This window comes from Streptomyces sp. BE20 (assembly GCF_036322525.1).
GTDB lineage: Bacteria > Actinomycetota > Actinomycetes > Streptomycetales > Streptomycetaceae > Kitasatospora.
This window is the reverse complement of sequence record NZ_JAQYWW010001218.1, coordinates 25,712-52,142: the sequence shown is the minus strand read 5'-3', so window position 1 is coordinate 52,142 and position 26,431 is coordinate 25,712. Positions and strand designations below refer to the sequence as shown.

Here is a 26,431-nt window from a genome sequence, read left to right as displayed (position 1 = left end):
TCTGAACCGCCGTGAGCCCGCGCCCGCGGACGTCCCCGCGCCGATGCACGGCCGACCGCCGGTCCGCGGCAGGTCAGTTGTTGCGGCCGGCCCGGAGCAGGAGCCAGGCGAGCAGGCCGACCCCGACGAACGAGGCCACCACGATGATCCGCAGGAAGATCCCGGGACCGTTCTCCGAGGAGATCGGGGCGGCCAGGCTGACAAGGGCTTCGGTGGACATCTGCGGGCTCCTCGGACTGCTCGGTGCCGCGGCCAGGTCTGGCTCGGCTCTCCCGGGCATTCAGGGTAAACCGGCCTCACACCGGCGCCGCCCACCGCCCCCTCGGCCCGGAAACGCGTCGCCGGGCACGCCCCCGGGCCCCGCCCAGGGCCCGCCACGGGCGCCCGCCCGGGCGCACGTAGGGTGACGGCGGGGACGAGTACGCAACCGCGGACGTTGCAGAGACAGTCGTTGTAGGCGAAGAGCAGCGGGGGCCGGCCAGCGGCCGGGGCCGCCGTCGACCAGGAGGTACTCACACATGACCGACACGACCGCGAAGACCCCGAGCCGTCGCCGCCAGCGGTTCCCGGAGATCTCCACCCGGGCCTGGGAGCATCCGGCGGACCGCTCGGCGCTGGTCGCGCTGCGCAAGCTGACCGGCTTCGACGACGTGCTGAGGAAGCTCGCCGGTCTGGTCTCCGAGCGCTCGATCCGCCTGATGTTCCTGGCCACCGCGGTGAAGACCTCGGAGCGCCAGTTCCCCGAGTTGCACGCCATGGTCCGCGACGCCGCCTACGTGCTCGACCTGGACAAGGTCCCGGACCTGTACGTCACCCAGGACCCGGCGGTCAACGCGTTCTGCATCGGCATCGACACGCCGATCATCGTGGTCACCAGCGGCCTGGTGGAGCTGCTGGACGAGGAGGAGCTGCGCTCGGTGATCGGCCACGAGGTCGGTCACGCGATGTCCGGCCACGCGGTGTACCGGACGATGCTGCTGATCCTCACCAACATCGCCGCCCGGATCGCCTGGGTGCCGCTGGGCAACCTGGCGATCATGGCGATCATCACCGCGCTCAAGGAGTGGTTCCGCAAGGCCGAGCTCTCCAGCGACCGGGCCGGCCTGCTGGCCGGACAGGACCTCCAGGCGTCCATGCGGGCCCTGATGAAGCTGGCCGGCGGCCACAACCTGGCCGAGATGAACGTCGACGCCTTCCTGGAGCAGGCCGAGGAGTACGAGAAGGCCGGGGACCTGCGCGACGGCGTGCTGAAGCTGCTCCAGGTGCTGCCGCAGAGCCACCCGTTCGCGGTGGTCCGGGTCGCGCAGCTGAAGAAGTGGGCGGAGGGCGACGAGTACCGCTCGATCCTGGCCGGCGCCTACCCGCGCCGCACCGACGACTCCGAGACCTCGGTCGGCGACCAGTGGAAGGCCGCCGCCGACCATTACACGACCACGGTGAAGGAGAGCAAGGACCCGCTGATGGGCCTGATCCGCGACGTGGCGGGCGGTGCGGCCACCGTCGGCGGCAAGCTGCGCGACACCTTCACCGGCGCCACCCGCAACGGCGGCGGCAACGGCAACGGCACCAACGGAAGCGGGAACGGCAGCAACGGCGACGGTTCCCGCGACGGCAGCTGACCCGCTCCCCCGCACACCAGGACGGCCCTCGGCACCCGCCGGGGGCCGTCCCGCTGCCCCGGCCCGACGGCTCCCGCCTCAGCTCCCGGCGAGCACCCCGCACATCTGCCACGCCGGCCGGGCGTGGTTGCCCGGATCGACGGGCGGCGGCACCGTGGACGGCGCGGCCGGTGGCGGCGTGGGCGGCGCGGCGGCGTCCGCGGTCGCCAGCACCGGCTGGACGGCGCCGGCCAGCGAGCCGTCGCACGGCGCGGGCCCGGCCTGCAGCACCGAGTCCACCAGCCGCAGCCGCGCCGACGCCAGGTCGGTCCGGTCGAACTCGAAGCTCAGCTGTCGCCGCACGGTCTCCAGGGTGACCGGCGCGCCGCTCGGCGCACCGGCCGCCTTCAGCGCGTAGACGAAGGTGTGGTCGGTGGCGATCTCCAGGGTCCCGTTGTCCGCCTCGTCGATCCGCATCGCACCCGCGACCTTCACCGTGTCGGCGGCCAGCGCGACCTGCGCCGGGTCGAACCGGACCAGCCAGCCGGTCAGCGCGTGGTGCCGGTCGTCGGTCGGCTGGACCACGCTGGCGTCGAACTGCGCCTGCTCGCCCGGCGTCACGAAGGCCCGGACGTCGGCGGTCGCGCCCTGCACCAGCGTGGCGGGCGCGAGCGAGGAGGCGACCAGGTAGCGCTGGACGGTGTCGAGCGCCTTGGTCACCTCGATCCGGGAGAAGTGCCCGGTCGCGGCCCCGGCCGGCGTCCCGAGCCCGACCGCGCCGTCGCCGTAGCCGGGCGGCAGTCCGGCGAACGGGTCGGCCGGGTCGGCGACCGCCCGGACCGCCGAGGCCGGACTCAACGCCACCAGGCTGACGGTCAGTTGACTTCCCTCGGGCCGGGCCGCGGGGCGCGTCGGCGAGCTCACTCCGAAGTAGACGGCGGCGCCGAAGGCCAGCAGGATCACCAGCAGCAGGGCGAGCGCCTGGCGGGGCACGGTGCCCAGCGGCCCGAGGCGGACCTTGGGCCGGGTGGCCCTGCCGTACGCGCCGGCCAGCCGTTCCCGCGCCGACAGCTCCTGGATCCGGGCAGCGCGGACGAACGACTCGTCGAAGACCACGGACCGGTATTCGTCGTCGTTTCCGGAACCACCGTCGGGCGCACCCTCCGGAGGCTCACGCGGGTCACCCATGACACCAGGGTAAGGCGCACCCTCGCCCCGCCACGAGGCCTCTGACACAGAACACCGGAAGCTCTCCGTGACCGGCGGCAGCCGCCCCGGGGCGCAACGGACCGCCGTCCCGCCGGTCGGCGGCTCAGCCCGCCGGGGCCGTGACCACCAGCGACGGCTCGGCCGGGGGCGGCGCCGGGTCGTTCCCCGGGCTGCTGTTCCCGGACTCGGGCCGCCTGGGCGCGCCCCCGGGGCCGCCCACACCCTGGTAGACGGCGGCGACCGCCATGGCGATCAGGCCCACGCCCATGATCACGGCGAGCACCCAGGCCACCGGCCGGTGCCAGCGCTGCTGCGCGACGTAACGGCCGCGCCGAGCGCCGAGCGGGTCGAAGCCGACCCGGCCCCAGCGGCGCGCACGCCGCTGGGTGGACCGGCCCGGGCCGGTCCACGGATCGGGATAGCGGTGATCGTCGTCGAGTCCGCCCGGGTACGGGCGGAGCTCCAGCGGCACCCCGTCACCGGCCGGGGCTTCGTAGCCCCAGGCCGGACCGGCCGCGTCCGGCTCGAACCGGGCCTCGGCAGCGGCGAGCTGCCGCTCCTTGGCTGTCGGCTCGTGCACGGCGGCGGACCGCACGAAGGCCTCATCGAAGACCACGGTGGCGAACTCGTCGTCCGCACCACCGTGGTCGGCGCCGTCGGGGTACGGCAAGCCCCCCACATCCTCAGCCACGGATTCAGCGTATTACCGGGAGGGCGATTTGTCTGTGGCTCCTCGCAGTTGGTCCATCACCCGTGTGACGCGGGCCTGCCCGGACCGGCCCCCGGGCGCTGCCGGTCTCCGGCCCGGGGCCCGGGCCGGAGACCGCTCCGGACGCCGGTCAGACGGCGTCGGCCGTGCCCCCCACGGTCTGCGTCGCCTCGCCCCGCACATGCCCGTCACCAGTGACGATGTACTTGGTGCTGGTCAGCTCGGGCAGCCCCATCGGGCCGCGGGCGTGCAGCTTCTGGGTGGAGATCCCGATCTCGGCCCCGAAGCCGAACTCGCCGCCGTCGGTGAACCGGGTGGAGGCGTTGACGGCCACCGTGGTCGAGTCGACCAGCTGGGTGAAACGGCGGGCGGCGGCCTGCGAGGTGGTGACGATCGCCTCGGTGTGGCCGGAGGACCAGCGGCGGATGTGCGCGACGGCGGCGTCCAGCGAGGGCACCACGGCCGCGGCCAGGTCGTAGGAGAGGTACTCGGTCTCCCAGTCCTCGTCGGTGGCGGGCAGCACCGTGGCGGCCGTGCCCTCGGCGGCCTTGAGGACCGCGTCGTCACCGTGCACGGTGACCCCGGCCTCGGCGAGCGCGGCGAGGGCGAGCGGCAGGAAGGCGTCGGCGACGTCCTGGTGGACCAGCAGGGTCTCCGCCGAGTTGCAGACGCTGACGCGCTGTGCCTTGGAGTTGAGCAGGATGCCGACGGCCATGGCGAGGTCCGTCTGCGCGTCCACGTAGACGTGGCAGTTGCCGGTCCCGGTCTCGATCACCGGAACGGTCGAACCCTCGACGACGGCGCGGATCAGCGAGGCACCGCCGCGCGGGATCAGCACGTCGACCAGGCCGCGGGCCCGCATCAGCTCCTGGACGGAGTCCCGGCTCTCGCCCGGCACCAACTGGACGGCGTCGGCGGGCAGCCCCGCCCCGGCGACGGCGTCGCGCAGAACAGCGACCAGTGCGCTGTTGGAACGGTAGGCGGAGGCCGAGCCCCGCAGCAGCACCGCGTTGCCGGACTTCAGGCAGAGCGCGGCGGCGTCCACGGTGACGTTCGGCCGGGCCTCGTAGATGATGCCGACCACGCCGAGCGGCACCCGGACCTGGCGCACGTCCAGACCGTTGGGCAGGGTGTAGCCGCGGATCACCTCGCCGACCGGGTCGGGCAGACCGGCCACGTCGCGGACGTCGGAGGCGATCGCGGCGATCCGCTCCTCGGTGAGGGTCAGCCGGTCGATCACCGACTCGGGGGTGCCGGCCGCGCGGGCGCGGGCGACGTCCTCGGCGTTGGCGGCGGTGATCTCGGCCGCGCGGGCCACCAGGGCGTCCGCGACCGCCTGCAGCGCGGAGTCCTTCGCCCCGCGCGGCAGCGGGGCGAGCGCGGCGGCCGCCTCCCGGGCACGGCGCGCTACGGCGAGGACGGGGCTGTCGGCGGTGGCGAGATCGCTGGTCATGCGCCAAGGGTAGCGACTGCCCCGACCCCGCCCGCCGGGTATTTCGCCCGGTGAGACACCCCGGCCCGACCCGGCCCCCGGGGGTGTCCCGCCGGGGGCGGTCAGTAGGGGTGGACTCCGCCCAGGTGCGGCTGCGCGCCGCCGAACCCCTCGGCGACCCGCTTGTGGTAGGTCGCCCGGTCCACCACCTCCAGGCCGACGATCTCCCACGGCGGCAGGCCGGCGGTCACCTTGTGCTCGCCCCAGAGCCGCAGCGCGATCGCGGCCGCGTCGTGCAGGTCCCGGGCCTGCTCCCAGTACCGGATCTCCGCATGGTCGGCGGCGTAGCGGGCGGTCAGGAAGAACGAGTGGTCGTGCGCCAGCCGCTCCAGCCCGGCCCGCAGCGCGGTGAGCGGGGTGACCTGCCCGGCGACGCTCAGCACCACGTGCCAGAGCCGGGCCTGCTCGGGCACGACGGGCGGCTCGGTCTCGTCACGCCGGTCCGGCCGGAGCGGGCGCACCGTGCCCGGCCCCTGGGACGGCGGACCGGACGAACCCGCGGGAGCGTCGCCCCCGCCGCCGTCGATGCTGGTCAGCCGCCGGCCTGCCGTCCCTCCGGTCAGCGCTGCCTCGCGCCTGCTTTCCACCGGCGGCCTCCTGTTCGGCGATGTCGTGTCGTCGTGCCCGCCGGCCCCGGCCCGACGCGTACGGCTGCGCCCCTCCTCGCCCGCGGCCGGACGTGCTCCCCGTGCGGAGCCGCCCGCCTTCCGCCGGCCGGCCCACGGCCGGTCAGCCGCGCAGGACGACCAGGTCGTCGCGGTGGACGACCTCCCGCTCGTAGGCGGCGCCGAACTCCTGGGCCAGGTCTCGGGTGGACCGGCCGAGCAGGCGGGGCAACTCCCTCGCATCAAAGTTGACCAGTCCGCGCGCCACGATGTGGCCGTTTTCGGCAAGAAGGTCCACCGGATCGCCCGCGGCGAACTCGCCGTCCACCCCGACCACCCCGGCGGGCAGCAGCGAGGCGCCGCCGGAGACGACGGCGCGGACGGCTCCGGCGTCGAGGTGCAGGGCGCCGCGCGGGCTGCTGGCGTGGGCCAGCCAGAGCATCCGGTCGGAGGAGCGGCTGCCGGTGCGCCGGAAGAGGGTGCCGGTGGGCCGGCCGGACAAGGCGTCGGCGGCGTGGCTGGCCGCGGTGAGCACCACGGGGATGCCGGCACCGGTGGCGATCCGGGCCGCCTCGACCTTGGTGACCATGCCGCCGGTGCCGACGCCCGCCTTGCCCGCGCTGCCGATCTCGATGCCGTCCAGATCGTGCGGGCCGGACACCTCGGCGATCCGGCTGGTGCCGGGGCGGCTGGGATCGCCGTCGTAGAGGCCGTCCACGTCGGAGAGGAGGACGAGCAGGTCGGCCCGGACCAGGTGGGCGACCAGCGCGGCCAGCCGGTCGTTGTCACCGAACTTGATTTCGGCGGTGGCGACGGTGTCGTTCTCGTTGACGATCGGCATCGCGCCCATCGCCAACAGCTGGTCGAGGGTCCGGTAGGCGTTGCGGTAGTGGACGCGGCGGCTCGCGTCCTCGGCGGTGAGCAGCACCTGGCCGACCCGGAGGCCGTAGCGGGCGAAGGAGGCGGTGTAGCGGGCGACCAGCAGGCCCTGGCCGACGCTGGCGGCGGCCTGCTGGCGGGCGAGGTCCTTGGGGCGCCGCTCCAGTCCGAGCGGGGCGAGGCCGGCGGCGATCGCGCCGGAGGAGACGAGGACCACCTCGGGGGCGTCGGCGCGGGCGCGCACCTTGGCGAGGGCGTCGACGAGCGCGTCGACGCGGTCGGCGTCCAGGCCCCCGGCCGCCGTGGTGAGTGAGGAGGAGCCGACCTTGACGACGATCCGGCGTGCGGTCAGCACCTCCGTCCGCAGGGAGTCCTCGCTCATCTCGCTGTTCGCCCTTCCGGTGTGGTGCGCTACGGCGGGGCCGGGCCCGGCCGCCACCCCCGCAATCTACGCGATCGGTACGGACCGTCCGCCGCGCGTTCCAGCCGCCGGACAGCGACCCGGACGGCGGCCCGGAGGCGGCCGGACGGCGACCCGGAGACCGCGCCTTCCGCCGACCCCCCGTCAACGAGCAGGCCCCCGCCTCCCGTTCGGGAGACAGGGGCCGTACGGGCCGGTACCGGCTACTCTTCCTCGTCGTCGCCTTCCAGGGCGGCCGGACGGCCGCTGGAGAGCGCCTCGAAGGCCAGGAACTCCGCCTCGGCGGCGTCCCGGTTCTTCTGCTTGTCACGACGGCGGTCGACCGCGGGACGCGGGCTGTCCATGCGGTGGTCCTCACCGCGGCGGCCGAGCATCTCGGCGCCGGCGGCCATGGTCGGCTCCCAGTCGAAGACGACGGCGTTGTCCTCCGCGCCGATGATGACGGTGTCGCCCTCGTGGGCGCCGACCTTCCAGAGCTTCTCCTCGACGCCGAGGCGGGCCAGCCGGTCGGCCAGGTAGCCGACGGCCTCGTCGTTGGAGAAGTCCGTCTGGCGGACCCAGCGCTCAGGCTTGACGCCGCGGATGCGGAAGGCGCCGTCCTCCTCGGTGATCGTGAAGCCGGCGTCGTCGACGGCGGTCGGCCGGAGCACGATACGGGTGGACTCCTCCAGCGGCTTGGCGGCGCGGGCCTCGGTGACGATCTGCGCCACGGCGAAGCTCAGCTCGCGCAGGCCCTTGCGGGAGGCCGCGGAGACCTCGAAGACGCGGTAGCCGAGCTCCTCCAGCGAGGTGCGGGTGAGGTCGGCGATGTCCTGGCCGTCCGGCACGTCGACCTTGTTGAGCGCGACCAGGCGCGGCCGGTCCTCCAGCCCGCCGTACTCGGCGAGCTCGGCCTCGATGGTCTCCAGGTCGCTCACCGGGTCGCGGCCGGGCTCCAGGGTGGCGCAGTCGAGCACGTGCACGAGCACCGAACAGCGCTCGACGTGCCGCAGGAACTCCAGGCCGAGGCCCCTGCCCTGGCTGGCGCCGGGGATCAGGCCGGGCACGTCGGCGATGGTGTAGACCGTGTCGCCGGCGGTGACCACGCCGAGGTTGGGGATCAGGGTGGTGAACGGGTAGTCCGCGATCTTCGGCTTGGCGGCGGAGAGCACCGAGATCAGCGAGGACTTGCCGGCGCTCGGGTAGCCGACCAGGGCCACGTCGGCGACGGACTTGAGCTCCATGACGATGTCACGGGCGTCACCGGGCTCGCCGAGCAGCGCGAAGCCGGGCGCCTTGCGGCGGGACGACGCGAGCGCCGCGTTGCCGAGGCCGCCGCGGCCGCCCTGGGCGGCGACGAAGCTGGTGCCGTGGCCGACCAGGTCGGCGAGCACGTTGCCCTGCCGGTCGAGCACGACGGTGCCGTCCGGGACCGACAGCACGAGGTCGTGGCCGTCGGCGCCGGTGCGGTGGCCGCCGGCGCCGGGCTTGCCGTTGGTCGCCTTGCGCTTGGGCGAGTGGTGGTACTCCAGCAGGGTGGTCACCTGCGCGTCGACGGTGAGGATGACGCTGCCGCCCTCGCCGCCGTTTCCGCCGTCCGGGCCGCCGAGCGGCTTGAACTTCTCCCGGTGTACGGAGGCGCAGCCGTGGCCCCCGTTACCCGCGGCGACGTGGAGCTCGACGCGGTCCACGAAGGTGGTCATGGGGTGTGCCTCCAGTACGAAGAGTGTGCGGTGCGATGTCGCTACCTGCGGTAAAGCACGAAGGGTGGACCGGATCATTCCGGCCCACCCCTCATTGTGAGTCTGGTGTGACTCAGGCCTCGGTGGCCACGATGTTGACGACCTTGCGGCCGCGGCGGGTGCCGAACTGCACAGCACCGGCGGTCAGCGCGAACAGGGTGTCGTCGCCACCGCGGCCGACACCGGCACCCGGGTGGAAGTGGGTGCCGCGCTGGCGGACGAGGATCTCGCCGGCCGAGACGACCTGGCCGCCGAAGCGCTTGACGCCGAGGCGCTGGGCGTTCGAGTCACGGCCGTTACGGGTAGAGCTTGCGCCCTTCTTGTGTGCCATCTCGCTATCCCCTTACTTGCTGACGGAGTCGATGCTCGTGATCCGCACAGCGGTGTGCTGCTGGCGGTGACCCTGGCGGCGACGGTAACCGGTCTTGTTCTTGTAGCGCAGGATGACGATCTTGTCGCCCTTGGTCTGGTCGACCACCTCGGCGTGAGCCTTCACACCGGCCAGCACCCACGGGTCGGAGGTGACAGCGTCACCGTCGACGATCAGGATGGTGGAGAGCTCCACCGAGTCACCCGACTTGGCCTCGATACGGTCGATCTCCAGCACGTCGCCGACGGCGACCTTGTGCTGGCGGCCGCCTGCGCGAACGATCGCGTACATGCGGTACCTACTTTCCTAACTCGGTCGGAGCTCCTGATGCCAGCCGCCTGGGTACGGACACAGGGGCCTCTCCCCGACACCTCTGACGAGGGCCCGGAAGGTGATGTGCTCGGGAGCAAGGCGTAGACACGCCGATGGTCAAGAATACGGACCGGCCGCCTCGGGAGCAAACCGGCACGTACGGGCCCGGGGCGGACTGGGTCCGCCCCGGGCCGGGCACTACTCGGCCGCCGTATCACCCTCGGCGGCCGCCGCCTTCTTGGCCGCCGCGCTGGTCCGCTTGGTGGCGGTCTTGCGGGCGGTGGTCTTCTTGGCCGCCGTCGTCGTCTTCTTGGCGACGGCGGTCTTCTTGGCGGCGGTCTTGCGGGCGGCCCGCTTCTTCGGTGCCGGCGCCTCCTCGGCGGGCTCCTCGGTCACGGCCTCCGTGTCCGCGTCCGTCCCGTCGGCGACCGCCTCGGCGGCCTCCTCCGTGGCGGCCGGCTCGACGGCGGCAGGCTCGGCCGGTTCGGTGACCGGCTCGGCCGGGGCCTCCTCGGCGGGCTTCTCGGCGGCCGCGAAGGCCGACTGCAGCGCCGCCTCGGCCTTGGCCTGCAGGACGACGATCTCCGCACCGCCCGGGGCCCCGGCGGGGGCCGTGGCCTTGCGCACGGCACGGCGGCGGGTACGACCGGCCGGCGCAGCGGCGGGAGCCGTCTCGACGGCCTGCGGGGCCTCGACGACGGTCTCGACGGTCTCGACGGCCACCGGCTCGGCGGCGGGGAGCTCGGTCCCCGGCACCTCGATCGCCAGCTGTCCCTCGATCTCCTCGTGCACCGGCGCGTCGAAGTCCTCGGCCGCCTCCAGGGTCTCCTCGGTCTCCTCGATCTCCAGGGCCTCGACGGCCTGCGGCTCCTCGTGGGCCGCACCGCCCTTGCCCCGGCGCCGACGCTTGCCGCCACCCGCGCCGGCCTCGACGGCGAGCGCGCCGCCGCCGTTGCCGTGGACGTGGGAGCTCGGCTGCTCCATGTGGACGATCACGCCGCGGCCGTTGCAGTGGACGCACGGCTCGGAGAAGGACTCCAGCAGGCCCTGGCCGACCCGCTTGCGGGTCATCTGCACCAGGCCCAGCGAGGTGACCTCGGCCACCTGGTGCTTGGTCCGGTCCCGGCCCAGGCACTCCAGCAGGCGGCGCAGCACGAGGTCCCGGTTGGACTCCAGGACCATGTCGATGAAGTCGATCACGATGATGCCGCCGAGGTCGCGCAGCCGCAGCTGGCGCACGATCTCCTCGGCCGCCTCGATGTTGTTCCGGGTGACCGTCTCCTCCAGGTTGCCGCCCTGGCCGACGAACTTCCCGGTGTTGACGTCGATGACGATCATCGCTTCGGTGCGGTCGATCACCAGCGAACCGCCGCTGGGCAGCCAGACCTTGCGGTCCAGCGCCTTCATCAGCTGCTCGTCGATCCGGTAGGTGGCGAAGACGTCCACCTCGGAGGTCCACCGCTGGAGCCGCCCGGCGAGGTCCGGCGCCACGTTGGAGACGTAGTCGTGGATGGTGTTCCACGCCTCGGTGCCGGAGACGATGACCTTGGTGAAGTCCTCGTTGAAGATGTCGCGGACGACCCGGACGGTCATGTCCGGCTCGCCGTACAGCAGCGCCGGGGCGTTCCCACTGGTGGCCCGCTTCTGGATGTCCTCCCACTGCTGCTGCAGCCGCTGGACGTCGCGGGTCAGCTCCTCCTCGGAGGCGCCCTCGGCGGCGGTGCGCACGATGACGCCCGCGTCGTCCGGGACGATCTTCTTGAGGATCTGCTTCAGACGGGCGCGCTCGTTCTCCGGCAGCTTGCGGGAGATGCCGGTCATCGAGCCCTCGGGCACGTACACCAGGTAGCGGCCGGGGAGCGAGATCTGGCTGGTCAGGCGGGCGCCCTTGTGGCCGATCGGGTCCTTGGAGACCTGGACCAGCACGGACTGGCCGGACTTCAGCACCGACTCGATCCGGCGCGGGCCGCCGTGGCCGCCCAGCGCGCCGAAGTTGACCTCACCGGCGTACAGGACCGCGTTGCGGCCCTTGCCGATGTCGACGAAGGCGGCCTCCATCGACGGCAGCACGTTCTGGACCTTGCCCAGGTAGACGTTGCCGACGTACGAGGTGGCCTGCTCCTTGTTGACGTAGTGCTCGACCAGCACGCCGTCCTCAAGGACGCCGATCTGGGTCCGCTGGCCGTTCTGGCGCACCACCATGACGCGCTCGACCGACTCGCGGCGGGCCAGGAACTCGGCCTCGGTGATGATCGGCACCCGACGGCGGCCCAGCTCGCGGCCCTCGCGGCGGCGCTGCTTCTTGGCCTCCAGACGGGTGGAGCCCTTGATGGACTGCACCTCGTCCGGGTCGAACGACGGCTCGGTGGAGCGGCGGCGCGGCTCGCGCACCTTCACCACCGTGCGGACGCCGTCCTCGGTGGTCTCGGCGGCCTCGACGGCGCCGGACTCACCGCTGCGGCGGCGACGGCGACGGCGACGGCGGGAGGAGGACAGGCCGGAGGCCAGGTCGTCCTCGTCGTCCTCCTCGTCCTCGGCGGCGGCGAGCGCCGCGTCGGCGGGGTGCACGGTCTCCGGGGCCTCGGCCTCGGTCTCCTCGGCCTCACCGCGGCGGCGGCGACGGCCGCCCCGGCGGCGGCGGCGCGACGGGCGACCGTCCTCCCACTCGTCCTCGGCCTCGGTCTCGGGGCCGGTGGCGGGGGCCTCGACCACCGGCGTCTCGACCGGCTCGGCGACGACGACGGGCGCGGGACGCTCGACGGCGGCCGGACGCTCGACGACGGGTGCGGGCCGCTCGACGGCGGCCGGACGCTCGACGGGCGGCTTCTCCGCGGCGGCCCTGCGCTGCCGGCCCGAGGACTGCACGCGGACCTGGGTGCGGGTGCGGCGACGGCGGCCGACGCCGCTGTACTCGAACTCGTCCTCCTCGCCACGCTCCTCCGGCACGGCTGGGGCCTCGACCGGGGCAGCCGCCGCCGCGGGCTGCGCCGCGGGTGCCGCGGGCGGGGCGACGTAGGGGGCCGGCTCCTGGAAGACCGGGGCCTGGAAGATCGCGGTGGACGGGCGGACCGCGCGGCGGCGCACCCGGCCGGTGACCGGCTCGGGCTCGGCGACCGGTGCGGGCGCCGCGGCGACGGGCTCCGCGACGGCGGGCTTCACCTCGGCGGCCGGCTCCTCGGCCGGCTCCTCCTCGGCCACCGGCTCCTCGACAGCCGGCTCGACCGGGGTCTCGACGACCGGGGCCGCCTCGACCACACGGCGGCGGCGGGGACGGCGGGCCGGCGCGGCGGACGCCTCCTCCACCGGAGCGGCCTCGACCGGCGCCACCTCGGCGACGGCCGGCTGCTCGGCGGCGGGCTGCTCCTCGACCGCCGGTGCCTCGACCGGAGCGGCCTCGGCCTTCTTGCGGGTCCTGCGGGCCCGCACGGGCTTCTCGGCCGCGGGCGCCTGGTCGGCGGCCTTCTCGGCCGGCTTCTCGGCCTTCGCGGCCCTTCCGGCGGGCTTCTCGGCCGCCGGGGCCTCGGTCTCGGCCGGGACGGCGGTCGCACCGGCGTCCGGCGCGGTGACGACGATCGAGGTGGCCTCGGGGGCACCGGCGGGCGCCTCGGCCCGCTTGCGGGTCCGACGGGCGCGCACGGGCTTCTCGGCCGCCGGTTCGGCGGCGGGCGTCTCGGCGGCGGCCGGCGTCTCGACCGGCTTCACCTCGGCATCGGCCGGGATGACCGTCTCGGCGACCGCCGAGGCCGCGCCCTGCGGCGTTCCGGCCGGGCGGGACACCGCGCGGCGGCGCCGACGCGGCGGCGCGGCGGACGCGCCGTCGCCACCGGTCGCGGTGGTGTCGTTCTGTTCCGTCGCCGCGGACTGCTGCGGATCGGTGTTATCGAGCATGCGGGTGGATCTCCCGTCAGGCCCCCGGGCTCCGCATCCTGGCACGGCGGGGCACCGGTGGCGCCGGCCGGCATCATGACGATGCTCGGGCCGGACCCTTTCACGGTGCCGCCGCGCGGACGCGAGGCCGCACAGGGGCTCGTAGTCTCGCTCGGCGCCCCGCACTCGCGGGGTGTCGAAAGTCTTCTGGTCTGACCAGTCTTCTGAGGTTTTCCCAAGCTGCGCCGTTCCCCAACCCCGGGTGGCTCCCGGACGGGGTCCTCGGGCCCACCGACCATCGGGGTCGGCGGGCCACAAGAGGCCGGCCTGTGCTTCGACGACGCTCGCTCCCCTGGGGAGCAGCGGGGGCCTGGAGGACCAGCGGGCCCAGTGTGGACTGGACCCGGCCTCCGCCCGCTAGGCGGACGCGGTTGCGCGCGGCTCGCCGGCCGTCAGAGGGCCGGCCGTGGCCGCGGCGCGGTCGAGCGCCAACGGGTCGGTCACCGTGCCGGTCTCCTCGTCAAGCGGCCCCTGCGCCAGCCTGGTCACCTCTGCGGGGACCGGCGGCGCCAGGTCGGCCGTCACACGGAGACCGGACAACACGTCGTCGGGTCGTACGGCGGGTGTGGCCTGTCGTACTACCAGGCGCAGTATCGCACAGGGACGGCCGGTCCGAACATCGCGGCCCCCTTCGCCGTCCGTGTCCGCACCGCCGTCGACCTGCGGCGAGGCGATTTCGAGCGCCGCCACCGCGCCGCGCGCGTCGAAGACACGCACGCCGTTCTTGGTGAGGCGTTCGACCTCGACCCGCTCCTCGGCCAGGAACGCCGCGATCGCGCGGGCCGCCTCCTGCGGGGTGACACCGTCCAGACGGACCAGCCACTCGGAGGCTTCCAGGCGCTCCACGAAGTTCGGCGTCCGCACTTCGACGGCGTCGATGACGTCCAGGCCCGCGGGGAGCGATTCGTCCAGTTGGGCGCGCAGTTCCTCGGGGTCGCGCAGGGCGGCGAGGCCGATCTCCAGGTACTCCGCCTCGCTGGCCACACCGGTCGGTGCGGCGTTGGCGTACGACACCTTCGGGTGCGGAGTGAAGCCGGCCGAGTAGGCCATCGGCACGGCCGACCGGCGCAGGGCGCGCTCGAAGGCGCGTTGGAAGTCGCGGTGGCTGGTGAAGCGGAGCCGGCCGCGCTTGGTGTAGCGGAGACGGATCCGCTGCACGGTCGGTGCGGGCGGCGGACCGTCGGGCGTGCGGCGTGCCAGGTCGCTCAGTCCTTAGTCAGTTGTCCCCGTCCGTCGCGGCGGCGGTTTCCCGCCACTGTCCGGACTCTGTCACCCCAAAGGGTACGCGTCCCCGCCACCCCCTCGCTCCGTTCCTGCTCAGGGCCGTCCGGTCCGGCGTCCGGAGACGACGGGACGCCCCCGCCGGACAGGTCCGGCGGGGGCGTCCCGGGTGCCGCTACTTGCCGACCACGCTCAGCGGGAGGAGCTTCTTCCCGGTGGGGCCGATCTGGATGCTCGTGTCCATCTGGGGGCAGACGCCGCAGTCGAAGCAGGGGGTCCAGCGGCAGTCGTCCACCTCGACCTCCTCCAGGGCGTCCTGCCAGTCCTCCCAGAGCCAGTCCTTGTCGAGACCGCTGTCCAGGTGGTCCCAGGGCAGCACCTCCTCGTAGGTGCGCTCACGGGTGGTGTACCAGTCGACGTCCACGCCCGTGCCGGCCAGGCCCTTCTCGGCGGAGGCCATCCAGCGGTCGTACGAGAAGTGCTCGCGCCAGCCGTCGAAACGGCCGCCGTCCTCGTAGACCGCCCGGATGACGGCGCCGATCCGGCGGTCGCCGCGCGAGAGCAGGCCCTCGACGATGCCGGGCTTGCCGTCGTGGTAGCGGTAGCCGATGTTCTTGCCGTACTTGCGGTCGCCGCGGATGGAGTCGCGCAGCTTGGCCAGGCGGGCGTCGGTGGCCTCGGCGGAGAGCTGCGGGGCCCACTGGAACGGGGTGTGCGGCTTGGGCACGAACCCGCCGATGGAGACGGTGCAGCGGATGTCGTTCTGGCCGGTGACCTCGCGGCCCTTCTGGATGACGTTCTTCGCCATCTCACCGATCTGGAGCACGTCGTCGTCGGTCTCGGTGGGCAGGCCGCACATGAAGTACAGCTTCACCTGGCGCCAGCCGTTGCCGTAGGCGGTGGCGACGGTGCGGATGAGGTCCTCCTCCGACACCATCTTGTTGATCACCTTGCGCATGCGCTCACTGCCGCCCTCGGGGGCGAAGGTGAGCCCGGAGCGGCGGCCGTTGCGGCTCAGCTCGTTGGCGAGGTCGATGTTGAAGGCGTCGACGCGGGTGGACGGCAGCGACAGGCCGATCTTGTCCTCGGTGTAGCGGTCCGCGAGGCCCCTGGCGATGTCGCCGATCTCGGTGTGGTCGGCGGAGGAGAGCGACAGGAGGCCGACCTCCTCGAAGCCGGTGGCCTTGAGCCCGCGTTCCACCATCTCGCCGATGCCGGTGATGCTTCGCTCCCGCACGGGGCGCGTGATCATGCCGGCCTGACAGAAACGGCAGCCGCGGGTACAGCCGCGGAAGATCTCGACGGACATCCGCTCGTGCACGGTCTCGGCGAGCGGGACGAGCGGCTGCTTGGGGTAGGGCCACTCGTCGAGGTCCATGACGGTGTGCTTGGAGACCCGCCACGGAACGCCGGGGGCGTTCGGCACGACGCGGCCGATCCGGCCGTCGGGCAGGTATTCGACGTCGTAGAAGGCGGGCACGTACACCCCGCCGGTGCGCGCGAGGCGCAGCAGCAGCTCCTCGCGACCGCCGGGGCGGCCCTCCTCCTTCCAGGCCCGGACGATCCGGGTGATGTCGAGCACGGCCTGCTCGCCGTCGCCGATCACGGCGCAGTCGATGAAGTCCGCGATCGGCTCGGGGTTGAACGCGGCGTGGCCTCCGGCCAGCACGATCGGGTCCTCGTCGGTCCGGTCCCGGGCGTTCAGCGGGATGCCGGCCAGGTCGAGGGCCGTGAGCATGTTGGTGTAGCCGAGCTCGGTGGAGAAGGAGAGCCCGAACACGTCGAAGGCGCGCACCGGCCGGTGGGCGTCGACGGTGAACTGGGGGACGCGGTGCTCGCGCATCAACGCCTCCAGGTCCGGCCAGACGCTGTAGGTGCGCTCGGCCAGCACACCCTCCTGCTCGTTGAGCACCTCGTAGAGGATCATGACGCCCTGGTTGGGCAGGCCGACCTCGTAGGCGTCGGGGTACATCAGCGCCCAGTGGACGTCGCAGGCGTCCCAGTCCTTGACGGTCGAGTTGAGCTCGCCGCCGACGTACTGGATCGGCTTCTGGACGTGCGGGAGGAGGGCCTCCAGGCGTGGGAAGACCGATTCGACAGTCATGTACTAGGAACCCTTACGACGTTTGATGGCCGCCGTGCTCACCGATGGGCGACGGCTGGGAGGGGTGACCCTCAAGGGTAGCCGAATCGCGGCAGGCTCATCCCGGTCGGCCCGTGCCGCGCTCGCGGGCGGCCGGGGCCGCTCCGGCGGGTGAACGGCGCCCTACGGCGCGGCGTCGACGGTGGTTGACACGTTCGAAGGACGCGTGCGCTACTGGCAAGGCTCTGCCGGAGGGTCCTGCACGCCGTCGAGGCAAGGGAGTTGACCATGCACAAGGCAACCGGCCCCGGCCTCCTGCCCGGGACCGTGGTCCTCCCGCCCGGAGCCGCGGGCGGCTGACCCCGCGGGCGGCCCGGCGCAGGCCCCGGCGCAGGTGCCCCGTCCACGCGCGGTATCCGGACGCCCCACCGGGGTATGTCCCGCAGACGGGTCTCACCGACCGGCCCTCACCGACCGGTCTCCGTCGTACAGCCTTCGCCGAACAGCCCCCACGGATCGGCCTTCACCGGTCGACCCCCCGCAGTGCCCTCGCATTCCCCCACCACAGGCCCCCACCGTATTTCCCACCGCATTCCCCCGTCGAGACGACCCCGAGGACAGCCCCCGAGGACAGGCCACAGCGCCGCCCGCACACGGGCGTGCCCGAGGACAGGAGAGCCATGACCGACACGGGCCCACGGGTACGCCGGATCGGACCGCCGCGCCAGGACATCGAGAGTTACCCGACGGTCGCCCGCGCGGTCGCGGCCGCCCAGCGGCTGGCCCGCCGCCACCCCGACCGCTGTCGCGTCCGCGAGGTGGGCCGCTCCCGGGCCGGCCGGCCGCTGGTGCTGCTCTCCGTCGACGACGGGGAGCACACCGTCCTGGCGGTCGGCGGCCCGCACCCGAACGAGCCGGTGGGCATGGCCGCCGCGGTCCGGCTGGCCGAGCGGGTGCTGGAGCTGCCGCCCCGCCCGGGGGTCGGCTGGCACGTGCTGCTCTGCCTGGACCCGGACGGCGCCGCGCTCAACGAGGGCTGGCTGCACGGCCCGCTCACCCCGGCCCGGCACTACGAGCACTTCTTCCGGCCGGCGTTCGACGAGCAGCCCGAGCTGCCGCCGGCCCCGGACGGCGACCGGCCGCCGATGCCGGAGAGCCGGGCGCTGACCGGCCTGATCGACGAGCTGCGCCCGGTGCTGCAGTGTTCGCTGCACGGTGTGGACTTCGGTGGCGCGTTCGTGCAGCTCACCCGGCCGCTGCCGGGTCTGGCGGAGGGGTTCGCACGGTCGGTGGCGCGGGCCGGCATCCCGCTGGACGTCGACTCCTACGACGCGGTCGGCTGGGACAGCCCGGCCCCGGGGGCGTACGTGATGCCGGCGCCGGGCGGCGGTTCGCAGGCGCTGCCGGACCGTCCGGAGCTGTCGACCTGGTCGTACGCGGGCCGGTACGGCGGGGTGACGGCCGTGCTGGAGGTGCCGATGTGGGCGATCGACGCGGTCGGCGACTCCCGTCCGTACCCGGACGCGCGCGCCGCCGTGGGGGCCGCCGCCCGGACGCTGGGCGACCGGGTCGAGGAGCTGGTCGGGATGCTGCCGCAGGTGCCGCCGCATGCCGGGGTGGCGTACGGGCCGCTGCTGCGCTCGATCGAGTTCAACCTGGAGGTCTGCCCGCTGCTGCTGGAGGAGTGGCGCACCGAGTGGTCGGTGGCGCCGCTGTCGGTGTCCCGGGTGACGACCGCCCGGATCGTCGCGGCGCGGCTGCCGCTGCGGGTCGCCTCGATGCTGCTGCGGCTGCTCGCGGACTCCGGGGGCCCGGCGGCCGACGCGGCCAGGGCGCGGGCCCGGGCGATCGTGGCGGCGAGCCTGGACGGCCTGCACCGGCTGGGCACCCGCTGGGTGCCGGTCGACGCCCAGGTCTCCCACCAGGCCCGGGCGGCGCTGGCCGCCGCGGACCTGCTGCTGCCGGTCTGATCGCGGGCTGGTCCGATCGCGGGCTGGTCTGATCGCGAACCGGTCTGATCGCGGGCTGGTCCGATCGCGCGTCGGGCCGGCCCGTACCGGTCCGATCGCGGGCCCGGCCGATCACTGACCCGTCGATGCCGGTCAGAGTCGGCCAGGTCCGGTCGGGGCCGGTCGGAACCCGTCGACCAGCGGCCGCAGGTGAGGGTCGACCAGGCCGGCCAGCCGGTGCTCCCCCTGCGGTGTCGGGTGCAGGCCGTCCGCGTACAGGCCGTCCGCCTCGGCGACCGGCAGCACGTCCCGGCCGTCCACCAGGTGCAGCCGGCGGTCGCCCAGCCGCTGGAGCACCCGGACGGCCGTACCGGTCAGGTCGCGGACGTCGGCCAGGGTCAGCCCGGCCGCGTTGACCACCCGCTCGCGCTCCACCGAGGGGAGCGCGGCGATCACGGCGATCGGCGTGTCCGGGTGCCCGTCCCGGATCGTCTCGACGAAGCCGCAGACGGCGGGGCCCCAGCTGCGGGCGGTGAAGACGGAGCGGATGTAGGCGTTGGTGCCGATCTCCAGGGTGACCAGGTCGGCGGGGGTGTCGCGGATCACCCGGGCGACCAGCGGGTCCAGGTAGGCCTCGCCGGCGAACCCGAGGTTGCGCAGCCGCCAGCCGTGGCGGCGGGCGAGCAGCGCGGTCCAGCTCGCGGACGGCCCCTCGGGGAACATGGCGTGGGTGAGGGAGCTGCCGTAGGCGATCCAGCGCGGGCCGGTGCGCCCGACGGGGGCCAGCAGCCGGTGGCCGCGGAGGCCGACCGCGGCGAGCCGGGTGCGGGACAGGTGCGGCAGCCAGACCTCCACCTCCGTCGGGCCGCCCGGCAGCGCCAGGTCGAGGCGGCGCCGCCCGGGGTCGAGGTGGCGCCGGTGGAGGAGTACGCCGTCGGCCAGGACGTCCACCGGCGCGGCGCCGGGCTCGGCGTCGAGGTCCAGCAGCAGTTCGGTGGCGTCGGTGCGGACGGCGAACCGGACGCCGGCCGGGATCCGGGCGAGCCGCGCGAAGTTGTCCGAGAGGGCGGTGGCGATCCGCTCCTGCGGGATCCGCAGCGGCAGGACGGTGCCGCCGACCCGTTCGAAGCCGCAGACACCGTCCCAGCCGAGCCGTGCGTCCTCGGGGTCGAGCCACTCCGCCCTCCGCCTCGCGCCGGTCACCAGGGCCGTCGCCCCGTCGCGGCCGGCTGCCGCGCCTCCCCCGTCGCCGCCGCCCGCCACCGTGCCCGCGTCTTCGCCCCCGGCCATCCCGACCCCCAAATTAGTCTTGCGGACAACAATCTGATGTTCAATCACGTACGATCGGAAAGTAGCAGCGGAAATCATCTACCGTCAAACAATCTCTCAGGAGCGTTATGCTGGCCGTCCACCACCGAAGGAGTCCCGATGGCCAGCGCCCCCCGGACCGCCCGCCTCGCGTCCCCGAGCCGGGCGGACGACGGCGGCGAGCGCCGGCGGTACTTCGCCGCGCTCACCCAGGACCGCCCCGACGTCGCCCTCTGCCGCGCCACCACCGCGGTCGCCCGGACCATCGACGAGCAGCTCTCCGGAAACCCGCTGACGGTGGCCCAGCACCTGGTGCTCAAGATGCTCGACGCCGTCGGCAGCTGCTCCCAGCAGGAGCTCAGCGAGCAGCTGCGGATCGACCGCAGCGTGATGGTCGGCTGCGTGGACGCCCTGGAGGACGCCGGCCTGGTCCGCCGCGAGCGCCACCCCCGGGACCGCCGTGCCTACGCCGTCACCCCGACCCCCGACGGGGCCGCCGCCCTGGCCGACGCCGAGCGCGCCATGGCCCCCGTCCTGGACCACGCCTTCGCCGCCCTCACCCCGGACGAGCGGGCGACCCTGGTCCGCCTCACCCGCAAGCTCCTCGACGTCCCGCCGGCCGACTGAGACCCCGCCCCGCGCGGCCGGTCGGCCCATCTTGACCGGAGGCCACGGCCGTGCCGTATCCCGACCTGACCGCTGAACAGCTCCTCACCACCACCCGCGCCGTCCGCAAGCGGCTCGACCTCACCCGCCCGGTCGCCCGGGAACTGGTCGAGGAGTGCCTCGCGCTCGCCACCCAGGCCCCCACCGGCCGCAACCGCCAGCGCTGGGACTTCGTGATCGTCACCGATCCGGCCCGGCGGGCCGCCCTCGCCGACCTCTACCGGCTCGGCCTGGTCAACCCCCGCCGACCCGTCGTCCGCACCGGCCTGGACCGCACCACCGAGGACACCGCCCGGCGGCTGCGCCTCGCCGAGAGCGCCCAGCACCTCTTCGACCGTCTGCACGAGGTGCCGGTCCTGGTGGTGCCCTGCGTCCGGATCGAGGGCCGGCACGAGTTCGACTCCCACGTCGGCCAGGCGAACGCCTGGGGCTCGATCCTCCCCGCCACCTGGCAGTTCATGCTGGCCGCCCGCTCCCGCGGCCTCGGCACCGCCTGGACCACCCCGCACCTGCACTACGAGCGCGAGGCCGCCGACCTGCTCGGCATCCCCTACGAGACGGTGGCCCAGGTCGCGCTCGTCCCGCTCGCCCACACCGTCGGCACCGACTTCCGCCCCGGCCCGCGCGTGCCCACCGACCGGATCACGCACTGGGACGCCTGGTGACCACCGCCCCCGACGACGACGGCGGGGCCGGCCCGGGATCACCCCGGACCGGCCCCGCCGTCGGCACGCCGCCCACCCTCCGGCGACGCGCCGGTCAGGCCGCTATCGGCCGCTGGCTCTGCACCGCCTGCAACAGTCCGATCGCCACCCAGGTCGAGAACATCGACGACCCTCCGTAGGACACGAACGGCAGCGGGATGCCGGCCACCGGCATGATGCCCAGGCACATCCCTATGTTCTCGAACCCCTGGAAGGCGAACCAGGCGACCACCCCGGCCGCCACGATGGTGCCGTACAGGTCGGTGGCGTGCCGGGCGATCCGGCAGGCCCGCCAGAGCACCACGCCGAGCAGCACGATGATCGCCATCGCCCCGAGGAAGCCCAGCTCCTCGCCGGCCACCGTGAAGACGAAGTCGGTCTGCTGCTCCGGCACGAACTGCCCGGTGGTCTGCGTCCCGTGGAACAGCCCCTTGCCGGTCAGCCCGCCCGAGCCGATCGCGATCCGGGCCTGGGCCGTGTTGTACCCGACGCCGGAGGGGTCGAGCGCCGGGTTGGCGAAGGCCGCGAACCGGTCGATCTGGTACTTGCTCAGCACGCCGAGCTTCCAGATCGCCACACAGCCGCCGACCCCGGTCAGGATCAGCCCGAACACCCAGCGGTTGGCCGCGCCCGAGGCGAGCAGGATGCCGAGCACGATGACGGCCATCACCATCACCGAGCCGGCGTCCGGCATCAGCATCACTATCGCCATCGGCAGCGTCGCCCAGACCAGGCCGCGGAAGACCGCCCGGTTCGCCGGGAACTCCCGCTCCCCCGCGTCCACCTGCTCGGACAGCACGACCGCCATCACCAGCACGATCGCCAGTTTGGCGAACTCGGCCGGCTGCACCGAGAAGCCGCCGCCCAGCTGGATCCAGGAGTGCTGGCCGTTGATGGTCGAGCCGAGCGGGCTCAGCGTGGCCAGCAGCAGCACGATGACGCCGACGTACAGGAACGGCACCACCGTCCGGAACCGCCGGCTCCCTATCGCTATCACCACCGCGCACAGCACGGCGCCGATCATGACGTTGGTCAGGTGCCGGTACAGGAAGTACTGCGGGTCCCCGTGGGTGAGCGAGTCCCGCCCGCGGGTGGCCGACCAGACCAGCAGCGAGCTGCCGAGCGAGAGGACGACCGCGGCCAGCAGCAGTATCCAGTCGATCCGCCAGATCGGGGAGTCCTTGGCGAGTGTCCTGGGGACCCCGCGTCGCTGCGGGGCGAGCCGCAGCTGACGGTACGAGCCGTAGGAGCTCATGCCCGGCCCCTTCCGTTGGAGCGGGTGGGTTCGACGGCCGCGACCGCCGCGACCGGTACGACGACCGTCCCGGAGGGCTGCGCCGGGTCCAGGAAGACCCGCGGCGAGCCGCCGGTGACGCCCGGGTCGCCGAACGCGCCGGCGGGGTCCCCGCCGAACGAGGCCGGCTTGATGATCGCGGTGCCGTCCGCGTTGAACTTCGGCAGCTCGGCCTGCGGCGTGGACAGCAGGGCCTTGCCGTTGTCGACGCCGCCCTTGTCGTCGACGCCGTAGAGCGCCTGGTAGATGCGGCGGACCGCGTCACCGGAACCGCCGGAGCCGGTGCCACCCTGGCTTATCGTCATCACGACCGCGTAGTCGCGACTGTAGGTGGTCAGGTACGAGGTGGTCTGCTTGCCCTCGACCTCGGCGGTGCCGGTCTTGGCGTGCAGCTCGATCTTCCCCTGCGGCCAGCCTGCGCCGGTGAACTTCCACGCGGCGGTACCGGTCGAGACGACGCCCTTGGTGGCGTCGTCGATGTACTGCAGCGTCTTCGCGTCGGTCGGCAGCTTGCCGTCCTCGTGCGGGGCGATCTCGCGGACCAGCTCGCCGCTCGGGCTTATCACGGCCTTGGCGACGGTCGGCCGCCACAGCGTGCCGCCGTTGGCCAGCGCCGAGTAGATCCGCGCCATCTGCAGCGGGGTGACGAGGGTGTCGCCCTGCCCGATCGCGTAGTTGACGGCGTCACCGGCACGCAGCACGTAGCCGTCGGCGCAGTTCTCCTTGGCGATCAGGTCGGAGTACTCCTTGCCGCCCTTCTCGGCCTGCTTGCACCAGGCGTCCTTGTTGTTGTCGTAGAAGGACTGCTTCCACTGCCGGTCCGGCACCCGGCCGGTCGCCTCGGAGGGCAGGTCGATGCCGGTCTTGGCGCCGAGGCCGAACTGGTGGGCGGTCTTGTAGAACCAGTCCCCGGTCTCCTTCTTCGGCTTGATGCCGCCGTCGGCCAGCCACTGGTCGTAGGCGAGGCCGTAGAAGACGGTGTCGCAGGAGACCTCCAGCGCCTGGGCCAGCGTGATCGAGCCGTGGCCCTGACTCTCGAAGTTCTTGAACTCGCGGCCGCCGATGGTCATGCTGCTCGGGCAGGCGTAGTTGCCGTTGAGCGCGTAGCCGGCCTGGGCGGCGGCGGCCGTGGAGACCACCTTGAAGGTGGAGCCGGGGGCGGACTGACCCTGTATGGCCCGGTTCAGCAGCGGGTAGTTGGAGTCCTTGTTGGTCAGCCCCTGGTAGTCCTTGCCGGAGATGCCGCCCTGCCAGATGTTCGGGTCGTAGCTCGGGGCACTGGCCATCGCGACGATCCGGCCGGTCTTGACGTCCATCACGACCGCGGCGCCGGAGTCCGCGTCGTAGTTGCGCTTGGTGTTCTTGTCCCAGGTCTTGCGGGCGTCCGCCATCGCCTGCGCCAGGTTGTCCTCGACGACCTTCTGCACCCTGGCGTCGATGCTGGTCACCAGGTTGTCGCCGGTGCGCGGCGGCGCCTTGTCCGCGGTGCCGATCACCCGGCCGAGGTTGTCGACCTCCAGCTTGGTGATGCCGGCGGTGCCGCGCAGGTCGCGGTCGTACACCGACTCCAGCCCGGCCCGGCCGATCTGGTCGGCCGGGAGGTAGCGGTCCAGCCCGGTCTTGTCGGCGGTCTTGGAGACCTCCTCGTCGGTGACCGGCGAGAGGTACCCGAGCACCTGGGCCATGTTGGCGCCCTCGACGCCGGTGTAGTGGCGTACGGCGGTGGGCTGCGCGGTGACCCCCGGGAAGTCCTCGCGGCGTTCCATTATCTGCATCGCCTGCTGGGTGGTCGCCTCCTTGGTGACCGGGATCGGCTGGTAGGGCGATCCGTTCCAGCAGGGCTGCGGGGTCTTGGCGTCACAGAGCCGGGCCTTCTCCTGGACGTCCTTGGCCGGCATCCCGAGCACCTCGGCGAGCCGGGTCAGCACCGCCTTGCCGCCGTCCTTCTGCTGGAGCAGCGAGGTGCGGCTGACGGAGACCACCAGCTTGGTCTCGTTGCCCGCGAGGATGCGGCCGGAGGCGTCCAGGATCTCACCGCGGACGGCCGGTTCGACGACCTCGCGGATGTGGTTGCCGGTCGCCTTGGCCGTGTACTCCTTGGCGTTGCGGATCTGGAGGTACCAGAGCCGTCCGCCGAGGGTGGCGAGCAGCGACAGCACCAGGATCTGCAGCACCACCAGACGGATCGTCACCCGCCGGGTTCGGCCGGTCTCGGGGATGTTGCTCACGTCTCGTGCGCTCCAGGAAATCGCGAGGGCGGTCTGGTCGGATCGGGGGCCGGGGCCGGACTACGGGCGCTTGCCCGCGCCGAGCAGGCGCTTCTTCTTGTACATCGGGCGGGACGCGGCGTCGCGGGTGGTGCGGTAGCGGGCCAGGGTGCCCAGACCCGGGCCGCCCTCGTCGTCGCCGGGGCCTGCGGCGGCCACCGGGTCCTTGCCGAAGCGACGGCCGAGCACCATCACGACGGGCACCACGAACGGGGCCAGCAGCAGGTCGTAGAGCATCGCGGTCAGCACCAGCGAGCCGAGCCCGACGTGCCGGGCGGCCGTGTCGCCGACCAGGGCGCCGACCATCGCGTACAGCAGGGTGGAGGCGATCGCGGCGACGGAGACCACGAGCAGCGCGCTGGAGACCGAACGCTGGCGGCCGTGCTCGGGGCGGAGCAGCCCGGCGGCGTAGCCCATCAGGCAGAGCACCAGCGCGTACCGGCCGATGGCGTGGTCGGAGGGCGGTGCGACGTCGGCGAGCAGGCCGGCCGCGAAACCGACCAGGCAGCCGCCGGTCGGCCCGTAGACCATGGCCAGGCCGACCACGACGAGCAGCAGTATGTCCGGGGTGGCCCCCGGGAGTTGCAGCCGGCCGAAGACGCTGACCTGGAGGATCAGGCCGAGCAGGATCAGGGCGGCGGAGACGGGGATGCGGGCGAGACGCATGGCTCAGTTCCCCCCATTGGGCTTGGCGGGCGGGACGGCGGCCTGGGCCGCGGGGGCGGCGGGCGCCGCCGGGGCCTGGCCCTGACCGGCCGCCGCGGGGGCGGGCGGCAGGACGGCGTCCCGCGGGTCGGTGCGCGGCGGGACGACGACGACGCCGACCAGGTCGAGCCGGGTGAACTGGACGAACGGCTCGACCAGGACGGTCTTGGTGAGCTGACCGGGGTTGGCCTCGACCTGGACCACCTTGCCGACCGGGACGCCGGGCACGAACGGGCGGCCGCTCTGCGAGCCGAAGGTGACCAGGCGGTCGCCCTCCTTCACCTGGGCCTTGCCGTTGAGCAGCGAGACCTTCATGGCGCTGCTGCCGCCGCCGGAGGCGAAGCCGATCTCGCCGGTGCCCTCCAGCCGGGTGCCGGCGGAGAAGCCGGGGTCGGAGGCGAGCAGCACGGTGGCGGTGGTCGGGGCGACGGTGGTGATCCGGCCGACCAGGCCCTGTCCGTTGACCACGGTCATGTCCCGGGTGAGCCCGTCGTCGCTGCCGGCGTCGATGGTGATGGTCCAGGAGAAGCCCTGGGCCGGGCCGATCGCGATGGTCTGGGCGGCCTTGACGGTGTATCCGCCGGCGCCGGCCGTGCGCAGCAGGTCGTCGAGCTGCTGGGTACGCCCGCCGGCCATGTCGGAGGAGGCCAGTTTCTGCCGCAGTTCGGTGTTCTCGCGGGCGAGCTGGTCGGTGCGGCCGCTGTGGGCCGCGGCGTCGCGGAAGGCCCGGACGGTGTCGGCGACCGGGTCGACGGCGGTGGCGGCGCCCCGTTCGACGGGTCCGAGGACGGAGGCCGCGGCTCGCCGGGCGCCGCCGAGCGGGGAGCTCTCACCGCCCTTGATGTCGACGGTGATCAACGCGAAGGCGACGGCCACCAGCAGGATGAGCAGCAGCCGGCTCTCTCGTGTGTCCCTCACGGTGCTGGTGCTGCCCCTTCGTACCTGGCCCCTCCGCCCGGGCTGTGGACCCGGGCGGGGACCCGCTCAGTTC

Annotated in this window: 21 protein-coding genes; 4 read left to right on the top strand and 17 right to left on the bottom strand. The window is 73.5% G+C overall.

Annotated elements, in window-relative coordinates; translation table 11 throughout:
* Positions 1–73: 73 nt before the first annotated feature.
* Positions 74–220, bottom strand: a complete 147-nt coding sequence (locus PUR61_RS41565; protein WP_329885152.1) for a hypothetical protein — start codon at positions 218–220, stop codon at positions 74–76.
* Between the two features lie 298 nt (positions 221–518).
* Here PUR61_RS41565 and PUR61_RS41560 point away from each other — a divergent pair, with 298 nt between their 5' ends.
* A complete protein-coding gene (locus tag PUR61_RS41560; RefSeq protein WP_329885151.1) occupies positions 519–1,619 on the top strand; it encodes a M48 family metallopeptidase in 1,101 nt (366 codons plus the stop codon).
* Positions 1,620–1,697: 78 nt separating this feature from the next.
* Here the strand turns inward: PUR61_RS41560 and PUR61_RS41555 are convergent, their stop codons facing one another.
* The 11 genes from PUR61_RS41555 to PUR61_RS41505 all read right to left on the bottom strand — a co-directional run bounded on the left by PUR61_RS41555 (position 1,698) and on the right by PUR61_RS41505 (position 16,568).
* Positions 1,698–2,786, bottom strand: coding sequence for an SCO2583 family membrane protein (locus PUR61_RS41555; RefSeq protein ID WP_329885150.1), 1,089 nt, complete (start codon positions 2,784–2,786; stop codon positions 1,698–1,700).
* 124 nt (positions 2,787–2,910) lie between these two features.
* Complete coding sequence (locus PUR61_RS41550; RefSeq protein WP_329885149.1) at positions 2,911–3,498, bottom strand: SCO2584 family spore wall biosynthesis protein; 588 nt, start codon at positions 3,496–3,498, stop codon at positions 2,911–2,913.
* A gap of 148 nt (positions 3,499–3,646) precedes the next feature.
* Positions 3,647–4,969, bottom strand: a complete 1,323-nt coding sequence (locus PUR61_RS41545) for a glutamate-5-semialdehyde dehydrogenase (protein WP_329885148.1) — start codon at positions 4,967–4,969, stop codon at positions 3,647–3,649.
* Positions 4,970–5,070: 101 nt separating this feature from the next.
* Complete coding sequence (locus PUR61_RS41540) at positions 5,071–5,595, bottom strand: hypothetical protein (protein ID WP_329885147.1); 525 nt, start codon at positions 5,593–5,595, stop codon at positions 5,071–5,073.
* Between the two features lie 142 nt (positions 5,596–5,737).
* The gene (gene proB / locus PUR61_RS41535) at positions 5,738–6,874 is read right to left on the bottom strand and encodes a glutamate 5-kinase (RefSeq protein WP_329885146.1); all 1,137 of its coding nucleotides are present in this window, start codon (positions 6,872–6,874) and stop codon (positions 5,738–5,740) included.
* A gap of 242 nt (positions 6,875–7,116) precedes the next feature.
* The gene (gene obgE, locus PUR61_RS41530; protein ID WP_329885145.1) at positions 7,117–8,595 is read right to left on the bottom strand and encodes a GTPase ObgE; all 1,479 of its coding nucleotides are present in this window, start codon (positions 8,593–8,595) and stop codon (positions 7,117–7,119) included.
* 112 nt (positions 8,596–8,707) lie between these two features.
* A complete protein-coding gene (gene rpmA / locus PUR61_RS41525) occupies positions 8,708–8,965 on the bottom strand; it encodes a 50S ribosomal protein L27 (RefSeq protein WP_209416555.1) in 258 nt (85 codons plus the stop codon).
* 12 nt (positions 8,966–8,977) lie between these two features.
* Positions 8,978–9,295 (bottom strand): 50S ribosomal protein L21, encoded by a 318-nt coding sequence (gene rplU / locus PUR61_RS41520; RefSeq protein ID WP_329885143.1) that lies wholly within the window; start codon positions 9,293–9,295, stop codon positions 8,978–8,980.
* A 219-nt stretch (positions 9,296–9,514) separates the two neighbouring features.
* Positions 9,515–13,204 (bottom strand): Rne/Rng family ribonuclease, encoded by a 3,690-nt coding sequence (locus PUR61_RS41515; RefSeq protein ID WP_329885142.1) that lies wholly within the window; start codon positions 13,202–13,204, stop codon positions 9,515–9,517.
* Positions 13,205–13,600: 396 nt separating this feature from the next.
* Positions 13,601–14,401, bottom strand: a complete 801-nt coding sequence (locus PUR61_RS41510; protein WP_329885141.1) for a TIGR03936 family radical SAM-associated protein — start codon at positions 14,399–14,401, stop codon at positions 13,601–13,603.
* 238 nt (positions 14,402–14,639) lie between these two features.
* Positions 14,640–16,568, bottom strand: coding sequence for a TIGR03960 family B12-binding radical SAM protein (locus PUR61_RS41505; RefSeq protein WP_329885140.1), 1,929 nt, complete (start codon positions 16,566–16,568; stop codon positions 14,640–14,642).
* Between the two features lie 659 nt (positions 16,569–17,227).
* Here PUR61_RS41505 and PUR61_RS41500 point away from each other — a divergent pair.
* Entirely contained in the window at positions 17,228–18,517 is a 1,290-nt protein-coding gene (locus tag PUR61_RS41500; protein WP_329885139.1) for a M14 family zinc carboxypeptidase, read from the top strand.
* Between the two features lie 132 nt (positions 18,518–18,649).
* Here the strand turns inward: PUR61_RS41500 and PUR61_RS41495 are convergent, their stop codons facing one another.
* Positions 18,650–19,786 (bottom strand): SGNH/GDSL hydrolase family protein, encoded by a 1,137-nt coding sequence (locus PUR61_RS41495; protein ID WP_329885138.1) that lies wholly within the window; start codon positions 19,784–19,786, stop codon positions 18,650–18,652.
* A 138-nt stretch (positions 19,787–19,924) separates the two neighbouring features.
* Between PUR61_RS41495 and PUR61_RS41490 the strand changes: the two genes are divergently transcribed.
* Complete coding sequence (locus PUR61_RS41490; RefSeq protein ID WP_329885137.1) at positions 19,925–20,431, top strand: MarR family winged helix-turn-helix transcriptional regulator; 507 nt, start codon at positions 19,925–19,927, stop codon at positions 20,429–20,431.
* 50 nt (positions 20,432–20,481) lie between these two features.
* Entirely contained in the window at positions 20,482–21,135 is a 654-nt protein-coding gene (locus PUR61_RS41485; RefSeq protein WP_329885136.1) for a nitroreductase family protein, read from the top strand.
* A gap of 94 nt (positions 21,136–21,229) precedes the next feature.
* Here the strand turns inward: PUR61_RS41485 and rodA are convergent, their stop codons facing one another.
* Genes rodA through mreC form a run of 4 tightly spaced genes read right to left on the bottom strand, consistent with a single transcriptional unit; the run spans position 21,230 to position 26,358 of the window.
* Complete coding sequence (gene rodA / locus PUR61_RS41480) at positions 21,230–22,429, bottom strand: rod shape-determining protein RodA (protein ID WP_329885135.1); 1,200 nt, start codon at positions 22,427–22,429, stop codon at positions 21,230–21,232.
* Positions 22,426–24,696: a penicillin-binding protein 2 gene (mrdA, locus tag PUR61_RS41475; protein WP_329885134.1), complete on the bottom strand. Its 2,271-nt coding sequence runs from the start codon at positions 24,694–24,696 to the stop codon at positions 22,426–22,428. The genes rodA and mrdA overlap by 4 nt, the downstream gene beginning before the upstream one ends.
* A gap of 60 nt (positions 24,697–24,756) precedes the next feature.
* Complete coding sequence (gene mreD, locus PUR61_RS41470; RefSeq protein WP_329885133.1) at positions 24,757–25,401, bottom strand: rod shape-determining protein MreD; 645 nt, start codon at positions 25,399–25,401, stop codon at positions 24,757–24,759.
* A gap of 3 nt (positions 25,402–25,404) precedes the next feature.
* On the bottom strand, positions 25,405–26,358 hold the full coding sequence (gene mreC / locus PUR61_RS41465) for a rod shape-determining protein MreC (protein WP_329885132.1): 954 nt from the start codon (positions 26,356–26,358) through the stop codon (positions 25,405–25,407).
* Between the last annotated feature and the right edge of the window lie 73 nt (positions 26,359–26,431).

What these genes read in the sequence shown, in the direction of transcription:
- PUR61_RS41515 (WP_329885142.1), bottom strand. Translation starts at nt 13,204, where the DNA reads ATGCTCGATAACACCGATCCGCAGCAGTCCGCGGCGACGGAACAGAAC.
- PUR61_RS41500 (WP_329885139.1), top strand. Translation starts at nt 17,228, where the DNA reads ATGACCGACACGGGCCCACGGGTACGCCGGATCGGACCGCCGCGCCAG.
- PUR61_RS41490 (WP_329885137.1), top strand. Translation starts at nt 19,925, where the DNA reads ATGGCCAGCGCCCCCCGGACCGCCCGCCTCGCGTCCCCGAGCCGGGCG.
- rpmA (WP_209416555.1), bottom strand. Translation starts at nt 8,965, where the DNA reads ATGGCACACAAGAAGGGCGCAAGCTCTACCCGTAACGGCCGTGACTCG.
- PUR61_RS41505 (WP_329885140.1), bottom strand. Translation starts at nt 16,568, where the DNA reads ATGACTGTCGAATCGGTCTTCCCACGCCTGGAGGCCCTCCTCCCGCAC.
- rplU (WP_329885143.1), bottom strand. Translation starts at nt 9,295, where the DNA reads ATGTACGCGATCGTTCGCGCAGGCGGCCGCCAGCACAAGGTCGCCGTC.
- PUR61_RS41565 (WP_329885152.1), bottom strand. Translation starts at nt 220, where the DNA reads ATGTCCACCGAAGCCCTTGTCAGCCTGGCCGCCCCGATCTCCTCGGAG.
- PUR61_RS41555 (WP_329885150.1), bottom strand. Translation starts at nt 2,786, where the DNA reads ATGGGTGACCCGCGTGAGCCTCCGGAGGGTGCGCCCGACGGTGGTTCC.
- PUR61_RS41560 (WP_329885151.1), top strand. Translation starts at nt 519, where the DNA reads ATGACCGACACGACCGCGAAGACCCCGAGCCGTCGCCGCCAGCGGTTC.
- rodA (WP_329885135.1), bottom strand. Translation starts at nt 22,429, where the DNA reads ATGAGCTCCTACGGCTCGTACCGTCAGCTGCGGCTCGCCCCGCAGCGA.
- proB (WP_329885146.1), bottom strand. Translation starts at nt 6,874, where the DNA reads ATGAGCGAGGACTCCCTGCGGACGGAGGTGCTGACCGCACGCCGGATC.
- PUR61_RS41495 (WP_329885138.1), bottom strand. Translation starts at nt 19,786, where the DNA reads ATGGCCGGGGGCGAAGACGCGGGCACGGTGGCGGGCGGCGGCGACGGG.
- PUR61_RS41545 (WP_329885148.1), bottom strand. Translation starts at nt 4,969, where the DNA reads ATGACCAGCGATCTCGCCACCGCCGACAGCCCCGTCCTCGCCGTAGCG.
- obgE (WP_329885145.1), bottom strand. Translation starts at nt 8,595, where the DNA reads ATGACCACCTTCGTGGACCGCGTCGAGCTCCACGTCGCCGCGGGTAAC.
- mreD (WP_329885133.1), bottom strand. Translation starts at nt 25,401, where the DNA reads ATGCGTCTCGCCCGCATCCCCGTCTCCGCCGCCCTGATCCTGCTCGGC.